The sequence below is a fragment of the Amphibacillus sediminis NBRC 103570 genome, from assembly GCF_001552275.1.
Taxonomy (GTDB): Bacteria; Bacillota; Bacilli; order Bacillales; family Amphibacillaceae; genus Amphibacillus_B; species Amphibacillus_B sediminis.
In genome coordinates this window covers 122,386-144,308 of the sequence record NZ_BCQW01000002.1, presented here as the reverse complement: position 1 = coordinate 144,308, position 21,923 = coordinate 122,386, and the positions used below count along the sequence as shown (strand labels likewise).

Sequence of the window (21,923 nt, the reverse complement as noted above, 5' to 3'; positions counted from 1 at the left end):
GCCCATCCTATGCGTTAAATCCCCCACTGAACGAAAGTTTCACTTTATCAAGGGTTTTTCATTTTTTTCTTTTCTGCAATGCTTGATTTTGCTATGCTTAATTCATGACGTAATTAAAGGAATGAAGCTACAATGGCTTTTTGGTTTAGTCTTACATATATTCTAATAACATGGTTTACAGGACTTTATCTACTCAATGACCGAGTCCCTGATCAAGCTGTTATTATTTTAATAAGTGCTGTTTTTTTTACATGTTATTTTATTTTACCTTTAACAAAACGGAATTTATTGAGTTATTTGCTGATTCAAGTGGTTTTATCCACACTTGTAATGGTGCTGTTTGGGTCTGGTGATGATAGTGGTTTCAAGCTGCTGCTCTTACTTCTGTTGATGATTCAAGCTATTCAACATTTGAAAGGGCTGAAGCTGCTAATCCTTGTCTTGTTTCAATATGGGGCAGCGGTCCTTCTAGCCTGGTATCATCAAGACTATCATCAAGTCATATACATAAGCCTGTTTGTTGTGGTAATGGTGTTTATCTTTAAACAATGGTTTCAAAGCAGAAGCTTGTTAACTACTATCCAGCAAGAGAAAGACAAATTATCGCAAGAGCACCGTCGCTTAAAACGACAAGTTGTCGCTAATGAGAAGTTAGTGCGACAAGAGGAACGGAATCAAATTGCTCGTGAGATCCATGACTCGGTTGGACATCGGCTGACCGCTTTATTAATGCAACTTGAGGTTGCCAGACTACAGACGGAGGAAGCTGAGCTCAAAGCAAAATTTGATCAATTCAAGCAATTGGCTCAAATGAGCCTTAATGAAACGAGAGAAGCTGTCAAAACATTGAAGTATGAAGAAACAACAGGCTTGTCAGCGATCATGCAGCTTGTCCGTAAGCTTGAAGCTGAAAGTCATATCCGGGTAGCATTTGTTGTACAGCCCGGTGCCCTATCCTTAACATTGACGAATGATCAATCGGTTGCAGTTTATCGATCGATCCAGGAAGCCTTGACTAACATGATGCGCCACAGTGAGGCGAGACGTGCTCGGATTGAATTTAGTTTAGTTGGAGATCGTTACTTTCAGTTTCAAATCAGCAACCCAGTCAAAAAAAATAAAACAATTAATGAAGGCTTTGGGTTGACTGCAATGCGAGAACGACTAGAACAGCTGGGCGGATCTTTAACCATTTCACAAGTCCAGCTCGAATTCCGTATTAATGGGATGTTTCCATTAGAGAGAGGTGTTTCATAGAATGATTTCTATTTTGCTTGCAGAAGATCAAGCTTTGGTTAGACAAGGCTTAAAGATGATGATCGAAACCGACCCAGAGTTATCGGTAAAGGGAGAAGCAGCTAATGGCAAAGAGGCGATTGAGCTTTGTGAGAAACAACCTTTTGATTTAATTATTCTTGATATTCGTATGCCTGAAATGACGGGACTCGAAGCAATGCGGATAATAAAAGAGCGCTGGCCTAAGTACAAAATTCTCATTTTAACTACATTTAATGATGAAGACTATGCATTAGAGGCCTTGAAAAATGGCGCTAATGGTTATATGTTAAAGGATGCTGATGCAGAGGAGTTAATCCGTTCGATCAGAAGCTGTTTAAAGGGTGGACTCTCTATTGAGGATCAGGTAGCCGCCAAGGTGATGCCTACATTGATTCAAGGAAATCGGCGATCTGATATTGATTCTTCTTTAACAAAAAGGGAATTGGATATTATCAGATGCGTTGGACAGGGGTTAAGTAATAAAGAGATTGCCGACCAATTGTATTTATCTGTTGGTACAGTAAAAAATCACATTTCAGTTATCTTAGATAAGCTAGCTCTACGTGATCGCACCCAGATAGCTATTTACGCGATCCGACATCATATTGAATAAAAAAATGACGGAGGTCATATCTTTAAATAAATCTCGTGACCAAAGACAGTTTGCATACTGTCTTTTTTTTAATAGGATGAGGATAGATAATCTAACCATGCTGTTTTGTTTCATTGAGCAGAAGTCTTTCACTTCTATAAATGGTGAGATGAATCCCTATGAGTCTTTCATTAAGTGGGGGGTTAAAACCCTGTCCTGAATTAAGTTAGCCTTCGGCAGTTAGCCACAGATTTTGGTCGAGAATTATCAAGCGAGGCTCGATAAAATTTGGGTCAAATACGCCAAGGTGTATTTGACTGAGTTATCAAATGATAGAAAGTCGTGTTAGCTTGTTTTTTCGTTAAGCTTTTATCGCAGTGTAACTGGCTGGGGCCGCGATTACTCGCCCCATCGAAGGGCTTTTGTAAGACCTCCACTTTAAGAAATAAGGGAAGTGGGAGACCAACAGCCAGTAACGGGCCGATTGGTTCAACTAACGTTCAGTGGGGGTGGAAAAAACCTCCACTGAACAAAGTTTCACTTTATCATGACCATGACGCTAGCTTGGGAATTTTATTGAACACAGAGTTTAAGCAAAGATTAGTTCTGTAATACAGTTAATAAGGAGGGATTTTACTATGTTAGAAGTAGAAAATCTAAGTAAAGTGTACAAATCAAAAAAGGCTGTTGATGGGGTTAACTTATATTTAGATAGTGGTGAGTCCATTGGGTTGTTAGGGCCAAATGGAGCAGGTAAATCCACGACTATCTCAATGATGTCAACCTTAATTAGACCATCAGATGGAGATGTCCGTTTTAAGGGGAAGAGTATCTTAAAGCAGCCTGATTTAGTTAGGCCGATTTTAGGTGTTGTTCCTCAGGAAATCGCCCTTTATGAAGAATTAACCGCCTATGAGAATATGAAATTTTTCGGTAGGGTGTATGGTTTGTCGGGGAAAAAATTAGATAACAAGGTTGAAGAAGTACTAGAGCTCGTAGGATTAAAGGAAAGAAAAAAGGAAAAGATTAAAGGCTATTCTGGCGGTATGAAACGTCGGATCAATATTGCGGTTGCGCTTATGCATCAACCTGAATTATTGATTATGGATGAGCCAACGGTAGGGATTGATCCGCAATCAAGAAACTATATCTTAGAAATGGTACGACAGCTCAACCAAGAGAAAGGCATGACTGTTTTATACACAAGTCATTACATGGAAGAAGTTGAGCGATTATGTGATCGCATTTACATTATGGACCATGGCAAGGTTATTGCTTCCGGGACAAAGGATGAATTAAAGAGTATTTTATCTGGTGAGGAGACGGTTCTTGTTGAGGTACAACATAAAACAAATGCACTTGCGAATCAGATCGCTTCTCTCCCATCAATACAAAAAGTGACCGAGGTTGAAAAAGGATTTAAGGTCATTGCGCCAAAAGGAGAAAATATCTTTACTGACGTATTTCGAGCTACTGAAGAGGCTGGTGTAAAGTTAATGGGTCTACATGTCCAGACACCAACGCTAGAGGATGTTTTTCTTCATCTAACCGGGCGTAAATTGAGGGACTAAGGGGGACTTACTTATGTGGAATGTGATCAAAAAAGATTTTTTAACAATTTCACGTGATCGATCTGAGGTGTTAGTGCTACTCATTATGCCTTTTATCCTTATTGCTATTTTAGGTTTTGCATTAGGGGACCTAATGTCAGGCACAAATGGGATAGAGGAGATTCCGGTTGCACTCGTTAATGAACAGGACATCGATCAAGCGATCCTTGATTTAGAGGTCGATTTGCGAGATCAAGGCATACCTAATGAGATAGTAGCTGATTTAATAGCTAATATTGAAGATACAGATCCAGCAACATCATTTATAAATTTTTTAACAGATCCTGATTTGGATGATATATTAGCTGTTTCAACGGATTATGATAAAGAATCAGCGATGTTGGCTTTAGAGGAAGAAGAAATAGCGGCAATTGTTATCATTCCTGAGCAGTTCTCTTATCATCTTTTATCTGCCCTTTATTTAGATGAAGGAACAGGGTCTAAAGTTGAGCTTGTTGTCCAGAATAAAGAACAAATTCAGGCAGGAATTGTTGAGAACATTGTTCAGAATTTTAATGATCATTTTAACTTTGAAACATCTATTATTCAAGCTACCGAAGGAGCTGCTGTGCAAACAGACTTAGATACCGTTTCATTCGGTGAGACAGTCAGCATTAGCATGCAAGATCCTGTTTCGGCATTTCAATACTATACCATTGGTATGGCTGTTATGTTTGCTTTATATGTTGCTAGTACAGTTTCAGCCAATGCCTTTAAGGAAAAAAAATCACATGTATTTGCGCGCTTAATGATTACTGGTGAAACTCCGTTACGCTATCTTTTTGGTAAATTTACTTCGGCGATTTTTCTAACGTTCTTACAGTTGGCCATACTGTTTAGTGTATCTCATTTATTATTCCAGACATTTGAGAATAAAAATGTAGAGTTTTGGTTAGTCATAGGCCTTATCACGTTTGTATTTTCTGCGACAGTGAGTACTTTGGCAATGCTTATTACGTCTATTGCCTTACGGTTTAATAATGATACGGTCTCTGGAATTTTTTCTGGTGGTGTCATTACACTCTTTGCTTTTGTCGGTGGTAGCTTTACTCCAGTTGAACAGATCTCCCCATTTATCAGAGAACTGGGTAACTGGACGCCTAATGGTGCTATCATGACAGCATATTTACAAATGATTCAAGGGTTCGAGATCTCTGAAATATTACCAATGCTTTATCGTGTATGCGGGATGGCGATATTATTTATCCTTCTTGCAGTTGCTATTTTTCCGAAAAGGAGGTTGACTTAATGCTACCTGTTCATAATTTACAATGGTTACGTCTTATCCGAGAGCCACTTATTGTCTTATCCTTTTTTGGTCTAACATTGATCTTTGTGTTTTTCCTTGCAGGAAATCAAGATAGTCAAATCATTACGATTAGAACGTTTAGTGATCAAATGACGGAGGATGAAGCTGAGCCATGGTTAGAGCAGCTCAACCAATCTGATGCTTATCAATTTGAATGGCATAATCGTGACGAGATTGAGAGATTGATAAGGAATAATCAACTTAGTTTTGCACTTGAATTAGAGGAGTTAAACTACCGATTTTTAGTTGGACAAAATTCCCAATTCCTGATGCCTGTTAACCAACATGTTGAAAACATTTATCGCACTGAACTTAGATTAGCTGAAGTGACTGAGCAATTCCCTGATGCTAATGTAGAGCATCAAAATTATATTGAAACAGAAATATCTGCGTTAAGTGGGGATTCAACAGCTGGACAAGAAGCTGGTATTCAGGTACTCGTAGGGATGACCCTTTACTTTGTCATGTATACCCTCTTATTTAGTGTCAGTAATATTGTGATTGAGAAGCGTTCTGGTACATGGAATCGACTCATTTTCTCACCGTTAAAAAAGACACAAATTTATCTTGGACAAATACTCCATTATTTTCTACTAGGTTTGACGCAAGTTGGTTTGTGCTTTTTTATCTTTCATTACTTTATGGGATACGATTTTGGTGATCAGTATTGGGCGATCATCATCCTGTTAGCGACATATGTCTTTACCATTGTTGCTTTAGGTGTGCTTGTGAGTGGTCTCGTTCAATCACCACAACAGCTACAGGCGATCATTCCAATCATTTCAACGGCAACCGCAATGTTGGGTGGTGCATTTTGGCCAATTGAGCTGGTGAGTAATAATTTTTTACTTGCTTTATCGAAGGTTGTCCCGATCTTCTATGGGATAGAGGCATTAAAGGATGCCATCTTGTATGGAAGTGGCCTAACAGACATTATTCAACCGATTTCGATTTTACTCTTAATGGGTGTATTATTTATGGGGATTGGGATTAATTTAATGGAGAGAACAAACTAAGCTATCAAGGCTATTCAATCAACAGTGGTATTTAATAACATTTGTAAACGACCTTTGCTTTTACTATAAAGTTAAGGTCGTTTAATTTTAAAAATATAAAGTGAGGCTTCGTTCAGCGGGGGGGTCGACGCATAGGATGTGCTCGTGCAGATGTTGCGACACGACGTCACGAAATAGTCAGGCTTCCACTCTCCCCCACTAACGTTAGTTGAACCAATCGCCAGTTACACTGCGATAAAAATATTATAATAAGAGAGTTAGAGATAACACTACAAAAAAACTGAAAGCGCTTGTATAATGAAGAAAAGAAATGTAAAACGAATGGAGCTGTTAGTATGTATTTGGTTTTTGATATAGGTGGGACTTTTGTTAAATATGCAATGATGACCCGGTCAGGCGAGCAAATAGATGAGGGTAAATTTCCTACCCCTTATCAAAGCGCGGAGGATTTAGTCCAACAAATGAGCGATGTGTTTAAGGAGTCAGCGCCTAACATCAAAGGGATTGCCATTAGCTGTCCAGGAACAATAGATGTGGATACAGGTATCGTCTATTATGGTGGTGCTTTGAAATACTTACATAGGAAAAATCTTGTCACGATGTTAACCGAAAGCTGTGGCGTACCTGTTTCGATTGAGAATGATGGGAAATGTGCAGCATTGGCAGAACAATGGCAAGGTAGTGTGAAAGGTTATAAACATAGTGTTGTCCTAGTATTCGGAACAGGTGTGGGTGGTGGATTAATTATTGATGGTAAGCTTCATCGAGGTGCTAATCGCGAAGCTGGCGAGCAAAGCTATGTTATGGATAGCTACGATCATCAAGCTAATAAGGCTCTATTTGTTGGTGAATCATGCTCCGCTGCTGAAATGGTCAATAAAATTGCCAAAGTTAAGGGATTAGCTGAAAATGATGGAGTAGGTGTATTTGAATATATTAATAATCAAGATCCAGAAGCGGTTGCAATTTTTGAGCGCTTTTGTCAGCATGTCGCTGGTCAAATTCTAAATCTACAATATATTATCGACCCAGAAATCTTTGCCATTGGTGGAGGAATAAGTGTACAACCCGTCTTTCTGGAAGGTATAAAAAAAGCGGTTGAAACGATTAAAACAGCTAATCCTCATCATATCGCAACACCAAATATCGTAACTTGTCATTTTAGAAGTGCAGCTAACTTATATGGTGCACTCTATCACTTTTTATTACAGCATGAATCATACGGGAACTAAAAAGATAGACTCCTTTTTCAGTGAGATTAAATAGGCATTTAAAAAAGTCGAATGCTATTTTTAAATGCCCTCTTAAAGGGAGTCTAGGCAAATTCCTCGCTTACGAGTATGAGATACTGTATGATTACTTGTCATTTTATCATGGTGAAGGATCAGCTCAACGCAATCTAGCCTAATCCTGTTCTTTCTTGCAAGAATAAATCCAACCCCCGTTGACGAAGCTTACAGGCAGGGCATTTTCCACATCCTGAACCACGTATACCTTCATAGCAGGTTAATGATTTCTCACGGACAAATTCAAATGCATTGAGCTGATCAGCTAACGCCCAGGTTGCCTTTTTATCGAGCCACATAAGTGGAGTATGGATGACAAATTGCTCGTCCATTGATAAATTTAAAGTCACATTTAATGATTTAATAAAAATATCACGACAATCCGGGTAACCACTAAAATCTGTTTCACATACCCCTGTAATAATATGCTTGGCCCCTACTTGACTTGCATAAATAGTAGCAAATGATAAGAATAATAAATTTCGCCCTGGCACAAATGTAGAAGGAAGCTGACCTTCTTTTCCTTCACTTATTTCAATACCTTGGCGTGTTAAAGCGTTTGGTGTGAGTTGGTTAAGTAGCTCCATATTTAAGATGGTTTGCTTAACACCTAACTCTTCCGCAATCTCTTTAGCAACCTTTATTTCTTCTTGATGACGTTGATTATAATCAAATGTGATCACTTCAACGTCAGCGAATTTTTTTAATGCCCAGAATAAGCAGGTTGTACTGTCCTGCCCACCACTAAAAACGACAATTGCTTTTTCTTTATCCATTATCATCCATCCTTATTCATCTTAATTGAACTACATAAAAAATGCTGGATTAGCAGCAAACAGCTCAAGCTGGCGTTGGTTATCCACGAAGTGTATGCCTATAGTTATGATGCGAGTAGCGCAAACACGAACCTTCTAGTAGTAAGTGAACAACCCATCTAGATATTACTCATACTTCATCCAACTAGTAGAAAATATATTCTTCATTCTATCATATTCGATCACGAGAAAATATCATCAAATCATGAGGAAACGCCTTGACAGTTTTTTAGTCAACTAGCTTGAAAATCAATGATGAATGTGCTATTTTATAGAACAATATCTTTACCAGGAAGTTAATATAAGGAGGTGGTTTGATGCGTCGTGTAACCTTGGTTAGTCTTTACCAACATCCGATTGTGCAAAAATATGTCAAACGTTCAGGGATGGCCCATGCTATTGATGTTGCAGAGCGGTCTGTCAAAATTGCTAGTCAAACAAACGTAAACCCAGATCATGCTGCCAAAGCAGGCTTCCTCCACGATATTGGTCATTATCAATGGTACCAAGATGGTAAGTGGGATTTTAAGCAATACAGAGAAAACGATATACACGCAATTAAAGGGGCGGAACGGGCTCATAAACTGCTGATCCGTCAAGGGGAAAACCATAAAGATGCTAAGGCGATCGCATTAGCTATTTTACTTCATACCGATTCCTATTTGCCTGATGGTTCCTTGTGTTTGACACCGTTACAGAAGATTGTCGCTCAGGCAGATACGGAAGTTGAAGAAGCGGGTGGAGCGCATCACTATCGAGAAATTAGTGATCAAATCGCACTTGAACGCCTCAGAAAACTAGATGCTAACATCGACTACTTATTAGGAAAACTCCAGAGAGCTGAATAGTTGTTAAGTTAATGCTCTTTTACTGGTTAATATTTAAGCCAAAATAAAAACTTCTATACAAGTTCCTATACAAGTTCGCTAGTAAATAATTAAGTTGTAAAGATACCGATCACTTATACCTCCCGGATCGAAGCTTGTTTCTTTTTTTGAGCTGACTAAGTTCGCGGGGGCGTGTCGCAACGCGTCGAAACCCCCGCTGAACGAAGTTTCACTTTATGAAAAGATAACCTTATTTTCCGCGTTGTTCAAATAATTGGGCTATACGTACAATGGTCATAACTGCTTTTTCCATGTTTTCTACTGAAATATATTCATACTTACCATGGAAATTCTCTCCTCCTGTGAAGAGATTTGGTGTAGGCAACCCCTTAAATGACAACTGAGATCCATCTGTTCCACCACGAATTGGCTCAATAATTGGCTTAATATCAAGCTGCTCCATTGCTTCTGCCGCAATGTCGACAATATGATGAACAGGTTCAATCTTTTCTCTCATATTATAATATTGGTCTGCTAAATTTAAAGTAATAGCTTTATCACCATACTTTTGTTTAAACTCTTTAGTGATTTTGTTTAGTCGTTGCTTTTTTTCTTCGAATTTCTCTCTGTCATGATCTCGGATAATATAGTAAAGCGTTGACTTCTCTGTATCTCCATTAAAGGATAGTAAATGATAAAAGCCCTCATATCCTTCAGTAAACTCTGGTGCTTGCTCAGCTGGTAAACGATCATTGAACGCCATAGCTAATTTAATTGAATTTAACATTTTGTTTTTAGCAGTACCAGGGTGAACATTGTTACCGTAAAAGGTGACTTTTGCTGCGGCCGCATTAAAGCTTTCATATTGCAGCTCACCTAATGGGCCCCCATCGACCGTATAAGCGTAATCAGCATCAAATGCTTCAACGTTAAAGCGGTGAGGCCCTCGTCCAATTTCTTCATCAGGAGTAAACGCTACTCGGATTGGGCCATGTTTAATTTCTGGGTGCTGGATCAAATAGTCCATAGCTGTAATAATTTCGGCAATACCTGCTTTATTATCAGCACCAAGTAACGTTGTCCCATCCGTAGTAATAAGGGTGTGACCTTGGTATTTTTTAATTTCTGGATAGTCTGATGTTTTTAAGGTGATTTGCTTTTCTTTATTTAAAGTTAGATCGTTACCATCATAATTTTCCACTATTTGTGGATTAACGTTCTTACCGGTAAAGTCAGTCGCTGTATCTAAATGTGCTAAAAAACCAATTGTTTCAGTTTGCTTGTCTGTATTCGCTGGTAAAGTTGCCATCACATAGCAGCTGTCGTCAATCGTTATATCCACCATGCCGATGTCTTTTAACTCCTGTACTAACTGACGAGCCAATGTCCATTGTCCTTCCGTAGATGGGCAATCTTGATTGTCTTCATTTGATTGTGTATCAATTTTGACATACGAGGTAAATCGATTAATTAGGTTTTGTTTCATTTTTTCCACTCCATTTAAAATATGATGATGTTCAAATTGTCACCAAATGATAAGCGTCACATCTCATTGTTGGCTTGTTTTTTGATCGCTTTTCGTGTACTTATCGACGTACACTCCATAAGTCGACCTTACGAGCCATGTTTGAACGCAGGCTACAACTTTATTTTATCATAGCATGCTTAAAATAAGTTAGCTTAATGATATAGATTTGCCAGATTAGCTAAACATTAACCCAAATGGGTATACTAGTTTTAACTTCATTCAGCAGAAGCCCCCCCTTGTATAAGTGGTGAGATGAACGAAAATATCTACTTCATTTGAGGGGATTAAATACGCCAAGGCGCATTTGCAAACGAATATATTATACAGCATCTTGCTTTCGTTCAATGGATAAGGTCATTATAATGGAGATAATCAACACAGAGCTTACATATCATCAACAGGTTCAGTATTTGTCTCTTAGAAAGTGATTAGATATTTTGGTTTGATAATAACGAATATATGAGGAGTAGTGACATGTCAAATGAAATAAATAAGCGTAAGGCGGAACATATTGAGCTATGCTTAACAGACCAAGTAACTGGAGTTGGCATTACCTCTGGGTTAGAATCCGTGCGTTTGATTCATAATGCTCTACCAGAGATCAACTTTGATCAGATTAGTTTGCAAACGAATTTTTTAGGTCAACCTATTGCAACACCATTTCTCATTAGTTCAATGACTGGGGGCACGGAGCAAGCGGCTGAAATTAATCGCCACCTTGCTACTGCAGCCGAACAAAGAGGCTGGGTGTTCGCATTAGGCTCAACGCGTGCGCTTATTGAAAATAAAAGCTACCGTGAATCTTTTAAAATTCGACAATACGCACCAACCATTCCAATTATCGCCAATTTAGGTGCGGTTCAGCTGAACTATGGTTTTACAGCAGAAAAATGTCAACAAATTCTTGATATTACAGGAGCAAATGTCTTTGTACTCCACCTCAACTCGATTCAGGAGGTTATTCAATCTAATGGTGATACTAATTTTCATCAACTTCTAACTAAATTAGAACTATTATGTCAGCAGCTTGATGTACCAGTTGGCGTTAAAGAAGTGGGTTGGGGAATTGATGGCGATACCGCTTATCGGTTGAGTCAGGTAGGCATACAATTTATCGATGTGGCTGGTGCAGGGGGCACATCTTGGAGCCAAGTTGAAAAGCTGCGTTCTCATGATCCTATTCGAAGGGTAGCTGCTGAAGCTTTTGTCGATTGGGGTAATTCAACCTTAGAATGTTTGTTAGACGTGAAAAAGAGGGTAGAGAATAAACCGATCATAGCTAGTGGAGGTATGAAAACAGGCGTAGATGCAGCAAAAGTTATCGCCCTTGGTGCAAGTCATGTTGGATTTGCTCGTTCCATTTTAAAAGAAGCGATTACCTCTGAGGAGGCTGTTTTAAGCGTGATGGCAACGCGAGAATTAGAGCTTAAGATGGCAATGTTTGGTATAGGTGTTGAAACAATTGAACAGTTAAAGCAGACAAGTCGTGTTCGCTTAATTTAAAATCAAGCCCTAGCAAACTTATGATATAATAAGTTTGCTAGTTTTTTTATATTTAAGAAGGATAACTTTTCTATCGAATTAAGTATAAGAAAACGATAATTTTCGCCATAGGTCTTGGCGATAAGCCAATTTTTCTAATGAATCAGAGCTTTTGATCAATCATCTCGACATAATGCATATGGACATTATCAACATGATTAAATGATTAAAGCGATTGATAATGCCAACCATTTTTACATATTAAGCTAAGTTATTATTTGACTCGATAGAGATTGCCACTTAAGAGCACTGTTGCGAGTTAACTGGTTAATAAAGTCGTCTGATAAGCATTCAATTATAGGTGTCCAGACCCTACGTGAGTCCGACATATATCCAAGGTTCCATAGTTTGTGGTGCTAATTCTTCTACCTGCTCAATAAAAGTGAAACTTCGTTCAGTGAGGGATTCGACGCATAGGTGTGCTCGTGCAGACGTTGCGACAATACGTCGCGAACTTAGTCACTTCCTCTCTCCCCTCACTGAACGTTGAACCAATCGGGCGTTACGGCTATTGGATCTCCCACTTAGAAATAACGTGTTCCGTTAATTTTTGAAGTGGAGGTCTTACAAAAGTCCTTCGATGGGGCGAGTAATCGTAACCCCAGCCAGTTACACTGCGATAAATTTAGAATATTGGAGGTATCGTATGATGCATTTTTTAATAAGTCCTGAAGAGCTTTATCATACAATTGCTGATGTTATCATCATTGATACACGCTTTGAGTTATTGAATCCTAATAAAGGCTACCAGCTTTATAAGGAGGGACATATTCCAGGGGCACAATATTTTGATTTGAACGGAGATCTATCTGCTAAGCCAGCTAAGCATGGTGGCAGTCATCCCTTACCTCCTTCGGATACTTTTTTGAAAAAATTAGCAAAGACTGGAGTCGATCGTCATTCTACAGTGGTCATTTATGATCAAGGAAATGCCATGTTTGCTGCTCGATTATATTGGTTACTGGATTATTATGGTCATAATAAAAAATATATATTAAATGGTGGCTATCAAGCATGGAAAGAAGCTGAATACCCAGTTACCTCAGTGGTAAAACGACCTAATAAATGTTTAACTTACCAAGCGAAGGCAAATCCAGCTATGGTCGTTGATATTGAAGGTGTAAAGGCTCTCCAAAATAAGGAAGATTCGGTCCTTATTGATGCACGGTCTTTGGAGCGTTATTTAGGTCAAACAGAACCACTATATCATAAAGCTGGGCATATCCCAGGAGCGAAATGCTTCGATTGGACTGCCGTACTTGATGAAGAGGGGAAATGGCGTTCTAAGCAAGAGTTGAAGGAATACTTTGCTGATTTAGATCCTGAGAAAGAAATTATTATTTCTTGTGGTTCAGGTGTTTCTGCTTGTATGAATTATTTAGCTTTAACCGCACTCGGCTATAAAAAAGTTAAGCTTTATCCAGGGAGCTTTAGTGACTGGATATCATATGCTGATCTACCGGTGGAAACAAAGGCTGAATAGGATATGCGTTTGTTAGTCTCGTTTACGAGTTCGGCCTAGACATCGCCACTTAATGTGGCGATGTTAGACTCACATGCTGCTTTTCACAGCGCCTCGCTTATTTTGTCGTTAGTAAATGTATGCCTTCTATGCTACCTCTCTTTAATTTACTTTTGGTTACCATCGTTCATTTCCTGAATAAGGTATAGTAATTCCCCACAATTACTGATAACGCTAATTCTGGATATCTATTGTTAACAGGCTTTTTTAATGACAACTAAATATTGCCGTATAATTTGGATATGTGTTATAATAGTCGGCATAAATTCTGAAAATTTGAAAAATACAGTCAGTGAAGGGAGCCACGGATTATGAGTAAAAAGTTATTAGTTGGACTGATGAGCCTATTATTTTTAATTTTCCTGTCTGCGTGTGGAGAAAATGATACAGAAGGTACATTGGAAGAAGATCAAGTGGAAGGTCAAGTCACGTATCGAATTGGTGCTTCTCAGTTTGTCGAGCATCCTTCGTTAGATGCTGCTTATCAGGGCTTCCAAGCAGCTATTGATGATGCTGGTTTACAAGTCGAATATAGCTTGCAAAGTGCTCAGGCCGACCAAAGTAATACTGCTACCATCGCACAAAACTTTGTTGCTGATGAAGTCGATTTAATTTTTGCTAATGCAACACCTAGCGCACAATCAGCCTTACAAGCCACAGATGATATCCCAATTGTTTTTACCTCTGTAACGGATGCAGTTGGAGCAGGGCTCGTGGCAGCAATGGATCAACCGGGTGAAAATATTACTGGTGTAACGGATATGCATCCAGATGCAATTAAAAAGACGGTGGATTTTATCGATCAGTATTTTCCAGATGCAACAGTCGGTGTTGTATACAATGCAGGTGAGCAAAATTCAGTTATTCAAATTGATCATGTTAAACAGGCTGCCGAAGGTACTAGTTTAAGTATTATTGAACGTACCGTTGCAACCTCTGCCGATGTCCAACAGGCAACAACCTCACTAGTCGGTGATGCTGATCTTATTTACATTGTGACAGACAATACGGTGGTTTCTGCCTTAGAAACAGTGGTTGCGGTCGCAAATGAACAGGATATTCCGCTAGTTGTTGGTGAACCTGATTCACTCGAACGAGGGGGCTTTGCAACGTTTGGCATTGACTATTATACCATTGGTTATCGAGCCGGTGAGATGGCCGTTGATATTTTGACAGGTGTTAAATCACCAGCGGAAATCGAGGTAGAATACCCACCAGAAATGCAATTGTTTATTAATCAGTCTGCAGTAGAAGAGCAGGGAATTGAATGGCATAGTGATTGGGACGAAATTGCAGAGTTACAGTAATGTTAGGACAAAAATCAATTGCGCCTTGGCGTATTTACATCCAGATTATATTGAGCTATCCCTCGAAAAATTGCCAGAGGCTTTAACTTATTCAGCTTGGGTTTGTACCCCTCACTGAATGAAAGACAAATAGGCTCACTACTATTGAAGTGGGAGACTTCTGCTGAATCAAGTTAAAATATGATAAGTGGCCGACCTATGTTAAAGGCAGGGTCGGTCTTCTCATTATTGAGCAAGTAGTTAGCTAAAAATGCGTTGCGCGATCATAAGATGAAGATAGGATATAAAAAATTTAGCAAAATTATCATGATAATATAAGTTTTTTTGTTAAGAAGGGGAGTTATAATGTGTTTATTTCAATTTTTGGTGCAGTAGAATCGGGTGTAATTTATGCAATTCTGGCATTAGGGGTATATATATCCTTTCGCGTCCTTGATTTCCCCGATCTAACTGTTGATGGGAGTTTTGTGACAGGGGCAGCTGTTGCAGCTGTCGCTATTACGCATGATATCCCGACTATTCTAGCAACATTGCTTGCGATTTTTGCTGGCTTTATTGCTGGGACCTTAACAGGCATTCTAAATACAAAAGGTAAGATAAATCCATTGTTATCAGGTATTTTGATGATGACTGCACTTTATTCAATTAACCTTAGGATCATGGGGCGGGTATCTAATATTCCTTTATTATCGGAAACCACGATATTTACACAACTGAAGCAAGCCTGGACAAATGCTGGGATCGATACAGCACTATCTAGCATACTAACATCTTTGGGAGTAGAACGTGTCCCAGGAACATGGGCAACGTTAATGGTGATGGCTTTGGTAACGTTGATCATTAAACTGATAACTGACTTTTATTTAAAAACAGAGATGGGGCTGGCCTTAAGAGCAACGGGTGATAATGAACGAATGATCAGAAGTTTTTCTGCCAACACAGATCATTTGAAAATTATTGGGTTAGGTTTATCGAATGCCCTAGTTGCTTTATCGGGGGCATTATATGGTCAATATGCTGGATTTGCCGATCTCAATATGGGGATTGGAATGATTGTAATTGGCTTAGCTTCTGTTATTATCGGAGAATCCATTGTAGGAACAAAATCGATTACACGCACTACTTTTGCGGTAATTGTGGGTGCTATCGTATATCGAGTCGTAGTAACTCTCGCACTTAGGTCAACATTTTTGGATACAGGAGATATGAAATTAATTACCTCATTTCTAGTGATCATTGCCTTGATTGTTCCTAAAATGATTAACAACCATAAAGAGTTGAAGCGGAAGCGTAAGAAACGTTTAGCGTTAGAGCAACGTTTAAAAGGGAGTGCCTAAGTCATGCTAGCAGTAAAAGATGTATCTTTAACGTTTAATGAAGGGACGCCAGATGAAAAGCGGGCCTTAGAGAATATTCAATTAGAATTAGCAGCGGGTGACTTTGTTACTGTAATTGGAAGTAACGGTGCAGGAAAGTCGACATTAATGAATGTGATTTCTGGGGTATTAGCTCCAGATATTGGCCATGTAACCATTAGTGAACAGAACGTAACGTCTTTACCCGAATACAAGCGTTCAGGCTATATCGGACGGGTTTTTCAGGACCCAATGGCAGGTACCTCTCCGTCGATGACGATTGAAGAAAATTTGGCGATCGCTTATTCAAGAAATAAAAAAAGAACATTACGCTTGGGTGTCACGAAAAAGCGACGAGAAACCTTTAAAGAAGCATTAGCTACATTACATTTAGGTCTTGAAAATCGATTAAATGCAAGTGTAGGCTTACTATCTGGCGGAGAACGCCAAGCGCTGTCACTTTTGATGGCAACTTTTACTGATCCAAATATTTTATTACTTGATGAACATACAGCAGCGCTTGATCCTTCACGAGCTGAATTAATAACTAATTTAACTCGAGAAGTAGTTGAGAGAACAAAGCTTACGACACTAATGGTCACACATAATATGCAGCAAGCATTAGATTTAGGTAATCGCCTTATTATGATGGATAAGGGGCAAATTATTCTTGATGTGTCTGGCCAAGAAAAGGAAGCATTAACCATTGAAAAACTATTACAAGCCTTTCAAGACATTCGTGGAAGCAAAATGGATAATGATCGAGCCATTTTGGGTTAATAAAGCTGCTCACTGAGACTTAGGTCACTGACAAAGTTAATATGATTATAAATCACCAGTGCCAAACCATCGTTGCCATAAGGATGTCTTCTTTTCAGAAGCATGATTAGTTTGCTGATTTGTTTCAACTTCTTTTAAATAAATATGATCAGCATCAACAGCATGATCATAACATAAAACAATGCCATAAGCCTTTTGATTATTTTTTTCTTCGACAATAGAGTAATTGAATTGATGCTTTAAGGCAATTTGTCGATATGGATTGAGTTGCTTTAAATTCAAATGGCCATTAAACAGAAGTTGGGCTTTCGGATGTTCGATCATTTTTTGTTCAAGCTCTTTAACGCCTTGCTCCTGTATGACTTGATCGTTAATTAAGACAAAGACAGCACGTTCACGTAGACTTCCTAAGAATAGGCGGCGTTCGTCAGGCTTGGATTGCCTAGTTCCATATACACCTTTTTGGATGTAATCATTAATATTTTCAGACATGTTGCTTTCACCTCGTTAGCTGGTTGTTGATAGCTATAGTATACCAAAAGAGTTCGATCCTATCTATTTTATCAAAATTAAAGCCAGGTTAAGCATAACGGGGTGAATCGTGACATTTATCGCAGTGTAATTGGTTGGGGCTGCGATTATTCGCCCCATCGAAGGGCTTTTGTAAGACTCCCACTACAAGAAATAAGTCAACATGTTATGTCTAAGTGGGAGACCTAACAGCCAGTAATGGCCCGATTGGTTCAACTAACGTTCAGTGGGGGAGAGGAGGCTGACTTAGTTCGCGACGTCGTGTTGCAACGTCTGCACGAGTACATCCAATGCGTCGAACCCCCACTGAACGAAGCTTCACTTTATAATGATCAAATCGGACTTTAATAATTATTATTAGTCTTTTTCGCTTACTTTAAGTATTTAAGTTGTCAAGATATGAAAATGGCTGTGTTAAAAAGGTTTAACTTTATTTAGCAGAAGTCCCCCACTTCGATAAGTGGTGAGATGAATGCCTATTTGTATTTCATTCAGTGGGGGCTCAGCAGAAATTTTACGAGCTTTGCTCGATAAAATCTGGGTGCAAATATGGTAAAGCACATTTGATTGGCTGCCTTTTATAAATATATGTAGCTTGACTGGGAGTGAATAGCATGAATATTATCGAGCTTAAAGATGTTGGCTTATTACGCAATGGAAGATGGATTTTACAAGACATTAATTGGACAGTCAAATCAGAACAGCATTGGGCTCTGCTAGGCTTAAATGGTGCAGGGAAGACCGCTTTGTTACATATGCTTAGTGCCTACCACTTTCCTGCCAAAGGAGAGATTAATGTCTTAGGTAGACAATTTGGCAAGGATATTTTAGGAGAAAGACTGCGTCAAGAGATAGGACTTGTTTCTCAAACATTACAATCTCGTTTTTATGAATCAGATAGTGCCTATCAAATTGTTTTAAGTGGCGGCTTTGCTTCAATAGGATTGTATGAGACACCGACTGACCCCATGCGTGAACGTGCTCAGCAACTATTAAAGGAAATGGGTTGTTATCATTATGGCAATCGACCATTTAATACGTTATCTCAGGGTGAAAGACAGCGTGTTATGATTGCACGTGCGCTTATGGGAGAGCCAAAGTTACTCATATTAGATGAACCGACAAACGGGCTCGATTTTCTAGCTAAAGAACAGCTACTTGAAGCAGTTGGGCGGATAGCTAAACAAAAAGACTGCCCTACGATTTTATACGTAACACATCATGTTGATGAGATACTGCCTGAATTTAGTCAGACTTTAATGCTAAAAGAAGGTAGGGTGTTTGACTCAGGATTAACGAAATCACGCTTGACTGAATCCTCGTTAAGTAAATTTTTTGGCATTGATGTTAATGTCTCTTGGGTAAATCATCGCCCTTATATTAGTAAAAGAATTTAATAAGTTAGTCACACATGCCTGATCCAGCATAAACTAAACTATCTTAAGTAAAGGTTGGTGAGTGACATGGTGACAGGCTTTGAATTTATCATGCTAATTATGGCATCATTACGTCTTATGCGTCTACTTCGTTATGATTATATTTCAAGCAAGCTTAGAAACTACTTAATTGAAGAAATTGAACGACCATTGGAGAATGGTAACCTAGAGCTGATTGTTAGAGGTAAAGGAAGTGGTTGGCGTTATCATATAGGTGAACTTTATGCTTGCCATTGGTGTGTTTCAATATGGTCAGCCCTGCTTTTATTGCTAGGATTAACCGTATTTCCTATGGTATTTACATTCATCATCACTATTTTAAGTATAGCAGCCTTTGCCAGTCTGATTCAGTTTATCATTGAACGGTTTGATTATTAAAGTATTTTTTGAACAATGCAAGAAGACCTCCCTCTAAGCCAATTCTACACATTTGCTTTAAGGGAAGGTCTTTTTTCGTTAGCCACAATAGTTCTTGCTCACCTTTCGTTGTCTTGTTGATTTAATAGTGATTGAACCCCAAGGTCAATAAGTTCATTTTTTTATAATGATCTTTTTTTTACCGCAGCCACATCCGCCAGATTGTTTAACAGGCTTAGCCTTAATGACTCTTCTCTGTCCCACAGCAGTTCCTCCTTTTTCAAACAAACGGTTTATTATACATTATGTTTAAATGGTGTTTCTGCTTGGACGGGGAACGTTAATCTTTGGACTTAAATAATGGTTTGAGCTTTTTCGCGATTCTTTGTATCGCTGTTAATGGTTCTGGTCTGTCAGCTGTTATATCTTCGGTTGCTTCGTGAAGTTTTACATCATCTTGTTGATTAACTTCAGCTTCAATCATTACGTCATCATTTGACATACTACCTTCATTTTTGACCGTTTCAGTATGATTCTGTTTGTGATTATCTTTTGCTTCGGTCATTACATCATCATTTGGCATACTATCTTCAATTTTGGCGGTTTCAGCATGATCTTGCTGGCGATTACTTTTAGCTTCGGTCATTTTAATATCATTCCGTTTACTATCTTCAGCTTCGACATTTTCAGTATCATTTTGCTGATTAATCTCGACTTCGGCAATTTTAGCATCAATTTGTTTATTGTCGTTAATTTCTCTCCTATCAGCTACACTTTGTTTTTGGATTTCAACCTCAGTCATGCTAATATCCGCTGGTTTTTGTGGATCTGATTTTTGTTTAGGTTCGTGCTGATTGGTTATAGCCTCGTCTTTAGCCTGATCAGAATCTGCAACACTTTGCAAAAGCTTTGAATGAAGGAGGCGCTGGAGCTGTTTCTCTTTTAACTTCATTAAGACTTTTTTCTTATCATAGTATACTTGAGGCATCTTTAGTTGGTGCTGTGTATCCTCCTTAGGTTCAGGTAAAATATATGCTTTTTGGTAGGATTTAAGGTCCTTAAAGTTAAAGCGTCGCGGTAACTCCTGTTCATTCATAGGGTCTGCTTCACTACTACTTTTTTCATTAGTTAAATTAACATCCGGTTTAGTTTCGTTATGATTGGATTTATTTTCCTCAGACATAGCCCAATCCACCTCCTTTAAGCTAATCTCGTAGTCAAGTTGACATAATAAATCAAATAATTGTTCAAAGGCTTGAATATGAAAAAGCAAAGTTTCAATAACATGTAAATTAAGCCCTGCTTCAATTTGCTTAGAATGAGCGATCTCCGATTTTTGTAGTTGTTCAAGATCTATACTCTTTTTCCGTAATTGATCAGTTAATGAATCATTTTCCCTTTTAAGTGTTTCGTATTCTGTAAGCAGTAATTGATACGCCTGTTTTAATGCCAGGTATTCCTTAGTTAGATCATTCATTTGGTAGCTTTTTATTAGTTTTTCGTAGCGTTCCTGTTGGGCAATCCAATCTTCTGTTAGTTGAAACATGAACTTCACCTCGGCATAAATCATACATCATAATATATGCGGTAAATGCGGATAAGTGTTTATTTTAGCTATAGATTAAATGAAGAAGGGGAATCAGCCCATTTTGTATAAATTGACTAGAAAATAGACTTTTGCATAGGGCAAGATCAGGTTATTCACATATTTTGTTATTGAAATAAAAAATATCAGTAAAGGAGTAGAGCATATGTTAATTCGACCACCGCAACCAGTAGAAGAACTACTTTGCTTTAATGCGGAAAAAGTATATGATTGGGTTATGCTACAAGAAACAGTTAACCAAACTGTGCTAGCTGCTGATCTTGGTGTCTTACCAATTGATCCATGTGGTCCTACAGTAAGCAATCTAACGACAAGATGCTATCTAGTCGATCCGCTAACTGGAAACCCATTACCACCAAATGCTGAAATTGCTGTTGTAGAAACGGCTGATCGCCAAGATCGTGAATTTATAATTGATGGAACACAAGTTACTTTACAACGAGTTAGCTTTGAAAAGACGTTATCATTAGTCGTTGAATTTAGTGGCTTCGATGGTACAACACCATTCTTAGAAATAGGAGACCCAATTGAGATTGAGATTCCGGAGTCAGTATTCCTATGTGCACCGGAAGGAACAAGACTTGTTGTAAGAGTATCCGATGTGACATGTAGTGCTAGCATTAACTGTACAGCAACGACATTAACTAGTGTCGACGTTTCATTAAATGTATGTCAAAGCGTGCAATCAGTAGCTGACGTAACACTTGAGTTAGAAGCAAGCTTCTGCGAGCCACGTGACGTATTAGCGATTGATGAATGTCCTAATCCAATTATTCCGCCACAATGCCCAGTTGTTTTTCCTGGTAGACATAAGCCACATCCACCGAAGAAGTAGTAGCTTGAATGAGTTATTTTCATTAAAAAATGAAAATAGCTCATTTTTTTTGGCCAAAGATAAAGTGAAACTTACGCATAGGATGTGCTCGTGCAGACGTTGTGATACGACGTCGCGAGCTTAGTCAGCTTCCTCTTTCCCCCACTGAACGTTAGTTGAACCAATCGGGCCGTTACTGGTTGTTGGATCTCCCATTTAGACATGACGTGTTCCTTTATTTCTTGAAGGGGGAGTCTTACAAAAGCCCTTCGATGGGGCGAGTAATCGCAGCCCCAGCCCGTTACACTGCGATAAAGTGAAGCAGAAGGATGAACGATCCTTTTTACCAATAAAAAGACATATGTCCGGAAGCGCATACCGACAAGTCGTTCGTCTTAGCTAAATAAACTAG

Annotated in this window: 19 protein-coding genes; 15 read left to right on the top strand and 4 right to left on the bottom strand. The window is 38.7% G+C overall.

The genetic code is table 11. The features are described 5' to 3' along the window. The first annotated feature begins 132 nt into the window (after window positions 1–132). The 6 genes from ASE01S_RS02645 (at window position 133) to ASE01S_RS02620 (ending at window position 7,037) form a co-directional block, all read left to right on the top strand. Window positions 133–1,257, top strand: coding sequence for a sensor histidine kinase (locus ASE01S_RS02645; RefSeq protein WP_067837866.1), 1,125 nt, complete (start codon window positions 133–135; stop codon window positions 1,255–1,257). Between the two features lies 1 nt (window position 1,258). Next, window positions 1,259–1,891 carry a response regulator gene (locus ASE01S_RS02640; protein ID WP_067837860.1) on the top strand — a complete coding sequence of 211 codons (633 nt, stop codon included), beginning with the start codon at window positions 1,259–1,261 and terminating at the stop codon, window positions 1,889–1,891. Between the two features lie 617 nt (window positions 1,892–2,508). Continuing rightward, window positions 2,509–3,441 carry an ABC transporter ATP-binding protein gene (locus tag ASE01S_RS02635; RefSeq protein WP_067837855.1) on the top strand — a complete coding sequence of 311 codons (933 nt, stop codon included), beginning with the start codon at window positions 2,509–2,511 and terminating at the stop codon, window positions 3,439–3,441. Window positions 3,442–3,454: 13 nt separating this feature from the next. Beyond that, window positions 3,455–4,729, top strand: a complete 1,275-nt coding sequence (locus ASE01S_RS02630; protein WP_067837850.1) for an ABC transporter permease — start codon at window positions 3,455–3,457, stop codon at window positions 4,727–4,729. Next, window positions 4,729–5,805 (top strand): ABC transporter permease, encoded by a 1,077-nt coding sequence (locus tag ASE01S_RS02625; protein WP_067837847.1) that lies wholly within the window; start codon window positions 4,729–4,731, stop codon window positions 5,803–5,805. The genes ASE01S_RS02630 and ASE01S_RS02625 overlap by 1 nt, the downstream gene beginning before the upstream one ends. A gap of 335 nt (window positions 5,806–6,140) precedes the next feature. Then, window positions 6,141–7,037, top strand: a complete 897-nt coding sequence (locus ASE01S_RS02620; protein ID WP_067837844.1) for an ROK family protein — start codon at window positions 6,141–6,143, stop codon at window positions 7,035–7,037. Between the two features lie 167 nt (window positions 7,038–7,204). Here the strand turns inward: ASE01S_RS02620 and queC are convergent, their stop codons facing one another. Further along, window positions 7,205–7,867, bottom strand: a complete 663-nt coding sequence (gene queC / locus ASE01S_RS02615; protein WP_067837841.1) for a 7-cyano-7-deazaguanine synthase QueC — start codon at window positions 7,865–7,867, stop codon at window positions 7,205–7,207. Between the two features lie 356 nt (window positions 7,868–8,223). On the opposite strand from queC, the gene ASE01S_RS02610 reads away from it, so the two are divergent. Continuing rightward, on the top strand, window positions 8,224–8,754 hold the full coding sequence (locus ASE01S_RS02610) for an HD domain-containing protein (RefSeq protein WP_067837834.1): 531 nt from the start codon (window positions 8,224–8,226) through the stop codon (window positions 8,752–8,754). A 229-nt stretch (window positions 8,755–8,983) separates the two neighbouring features. On the opposite strand, the gene pepT is transcribed toward ASE01S_RS02610, so the two are convergent. Next, window positions 8,984–10,219 carry a peptidase T gene (gene pepT / locus ASE01S_RS02605; RefSeq protein ID WP_067837826.1) on the bottom strand — a complete coding sequence of 412 codons (1,236 nt, stop codon included), beginning with the start codon at window positions 10,217–10,219 and terminating at the stop codon, window positions 8,984–8,986. Between the two features lie 516 nt (window positions 10,220–10,735). Here pepT and fni point away from each other — a divergent pair. From fni to ASE01S_RS02580, 5 genes are all read left to right on the top strand, one after another. Beyond that, window positions 10,736–11,764: a type 2 isopentenyl-diphosphate Delta-isomerase gene (gene fni / locus ASE01S_RS02600; RefSeq protein ID WP_067837822.1), complete on the top strand. Its 1,029-nt coding sequence runs from the start codon at window positions 10,736–10,738 to the stop codon at window positions 11,762–11,764. A gap of 688 nt (window positions 11,765–12,452) precedes the next feature. Then, window positions 12,453–13,286 (top strand): sulfurtransferase, encoded by an 834-nt coding sequence (locus ASE01S_RS02595; protein WP_067838200.1) that lies wholly within the window; start codon window positions 12,453–12,455, stop codon window positions 13,284–13,286. 350 nt (window positions 13,287–13,636) lie between these two features. Next, a complete protein-coding gene (locus ASE01S_RS02590; RefSeq protein ID WP_067837819.1) occupies window positions 13,637–14,632 on the top strand; it encodes an ABC transporter substrate-binding protein in 996 nt (331 codons plus the stop codon). Between the two features lie 347 nt (window positions 14,633–14,979). Then, window positions 14,980–15,969 (top strand): ABC transporter permease, encoded by a 990-nt coding sequence (locus ASE01S_RS02585; RefSeq protein WP_067837816.1) that lies wholly within the window; start codon window positions 14,980–14,982, stop codon window positions 15,967–15,969. Window positions 15,970–15,972: 3 nt separating this feature from the next. Then, a complete protein-coding gene (locus tag ASE01S_RS02580; protein ID WP_067837812.1) occupies window positions 15,973–16,767 on the top strand; it encodes an ABC transporter ATP-binding protein in 795 nt (264 codons plus the stop codon). Between the two features lie 45 nt (window positions 16,768–16,812). On the opposite strand, the gene ASE01S_RS02575 is transcribed toward ASE01S_RS02580, so the two are convergent. After that, on the bottom strand, window positions 16,813–17,259 hold the full coding sequence (locus ASE01S_RS02575) for a YueI family protein (protein WP_067837809.1): 447 nt from the start codon (window positions 17,257–17,259) through the stop codon (window positions 16,813–16,815). A 653-nt stretch (window positions 17,260–17,912) separates the two neighbouring features. Between ASE01S_RS02575 and ASE01S_RS02570 the strand changes: the two genes are divergently transcribed. Next, a complete protein-coding gene (locus ASE01S_RS02570; protein ID WP_067837804.1) occupies window positions 17,913–18,695 on the top strand; it encodes an ABC transporter ATP-binding protein in 783 nt (260 codons plus the stop codon). A gap of 66 nt (window positions 18,696–18,761) precedes the next feature. Then, entirely contained in the window at window positions 18,762–19,112 is a 351-nt protein-coding gene (locus ASE01S_RS02565; RefSeq protein ID WP_067837802.1) for a DUF1360 domain-containing protein, read from the top strand. A gap of 319 nt (window positions 19,113–19,431) precedes the next feature. Here ASE01S_RS02565 and ASE01S_RS02560 read toward each other — a convergent pair whose 3' ends face one another. Then, entirely contained in the window at window positions 19,432–20,637 is a 1,206-nt protein-coding gene (locus ASE01S_RS02560) for a hypothetical protein (protein WP_067837799.1), read from the bottom strand. A gap of 205 nt (window positions 20,638–20,842) precedes the next feature. On the opposite strand from ASE01S_RS02560, the gene ASE01S_RS02555 reads away from it, so the two are divergent. Beyond that, window positions 20,843–21,532 carry a BMQ_0737 family morphogenetic spore coat protein gene (locus tag ASE01S_RS02555; RefSeq protein WP_067837797.1) on the top strand — a complete coding sequence of 230 codons (690 nt, stop codon included), beginning with the start codon at window positions 20,843–20,845 and terminating at the stop codon, window positions 21,530–21,532. Window positions 21,533–21,923: the final 391 nt, after the last annotated feature.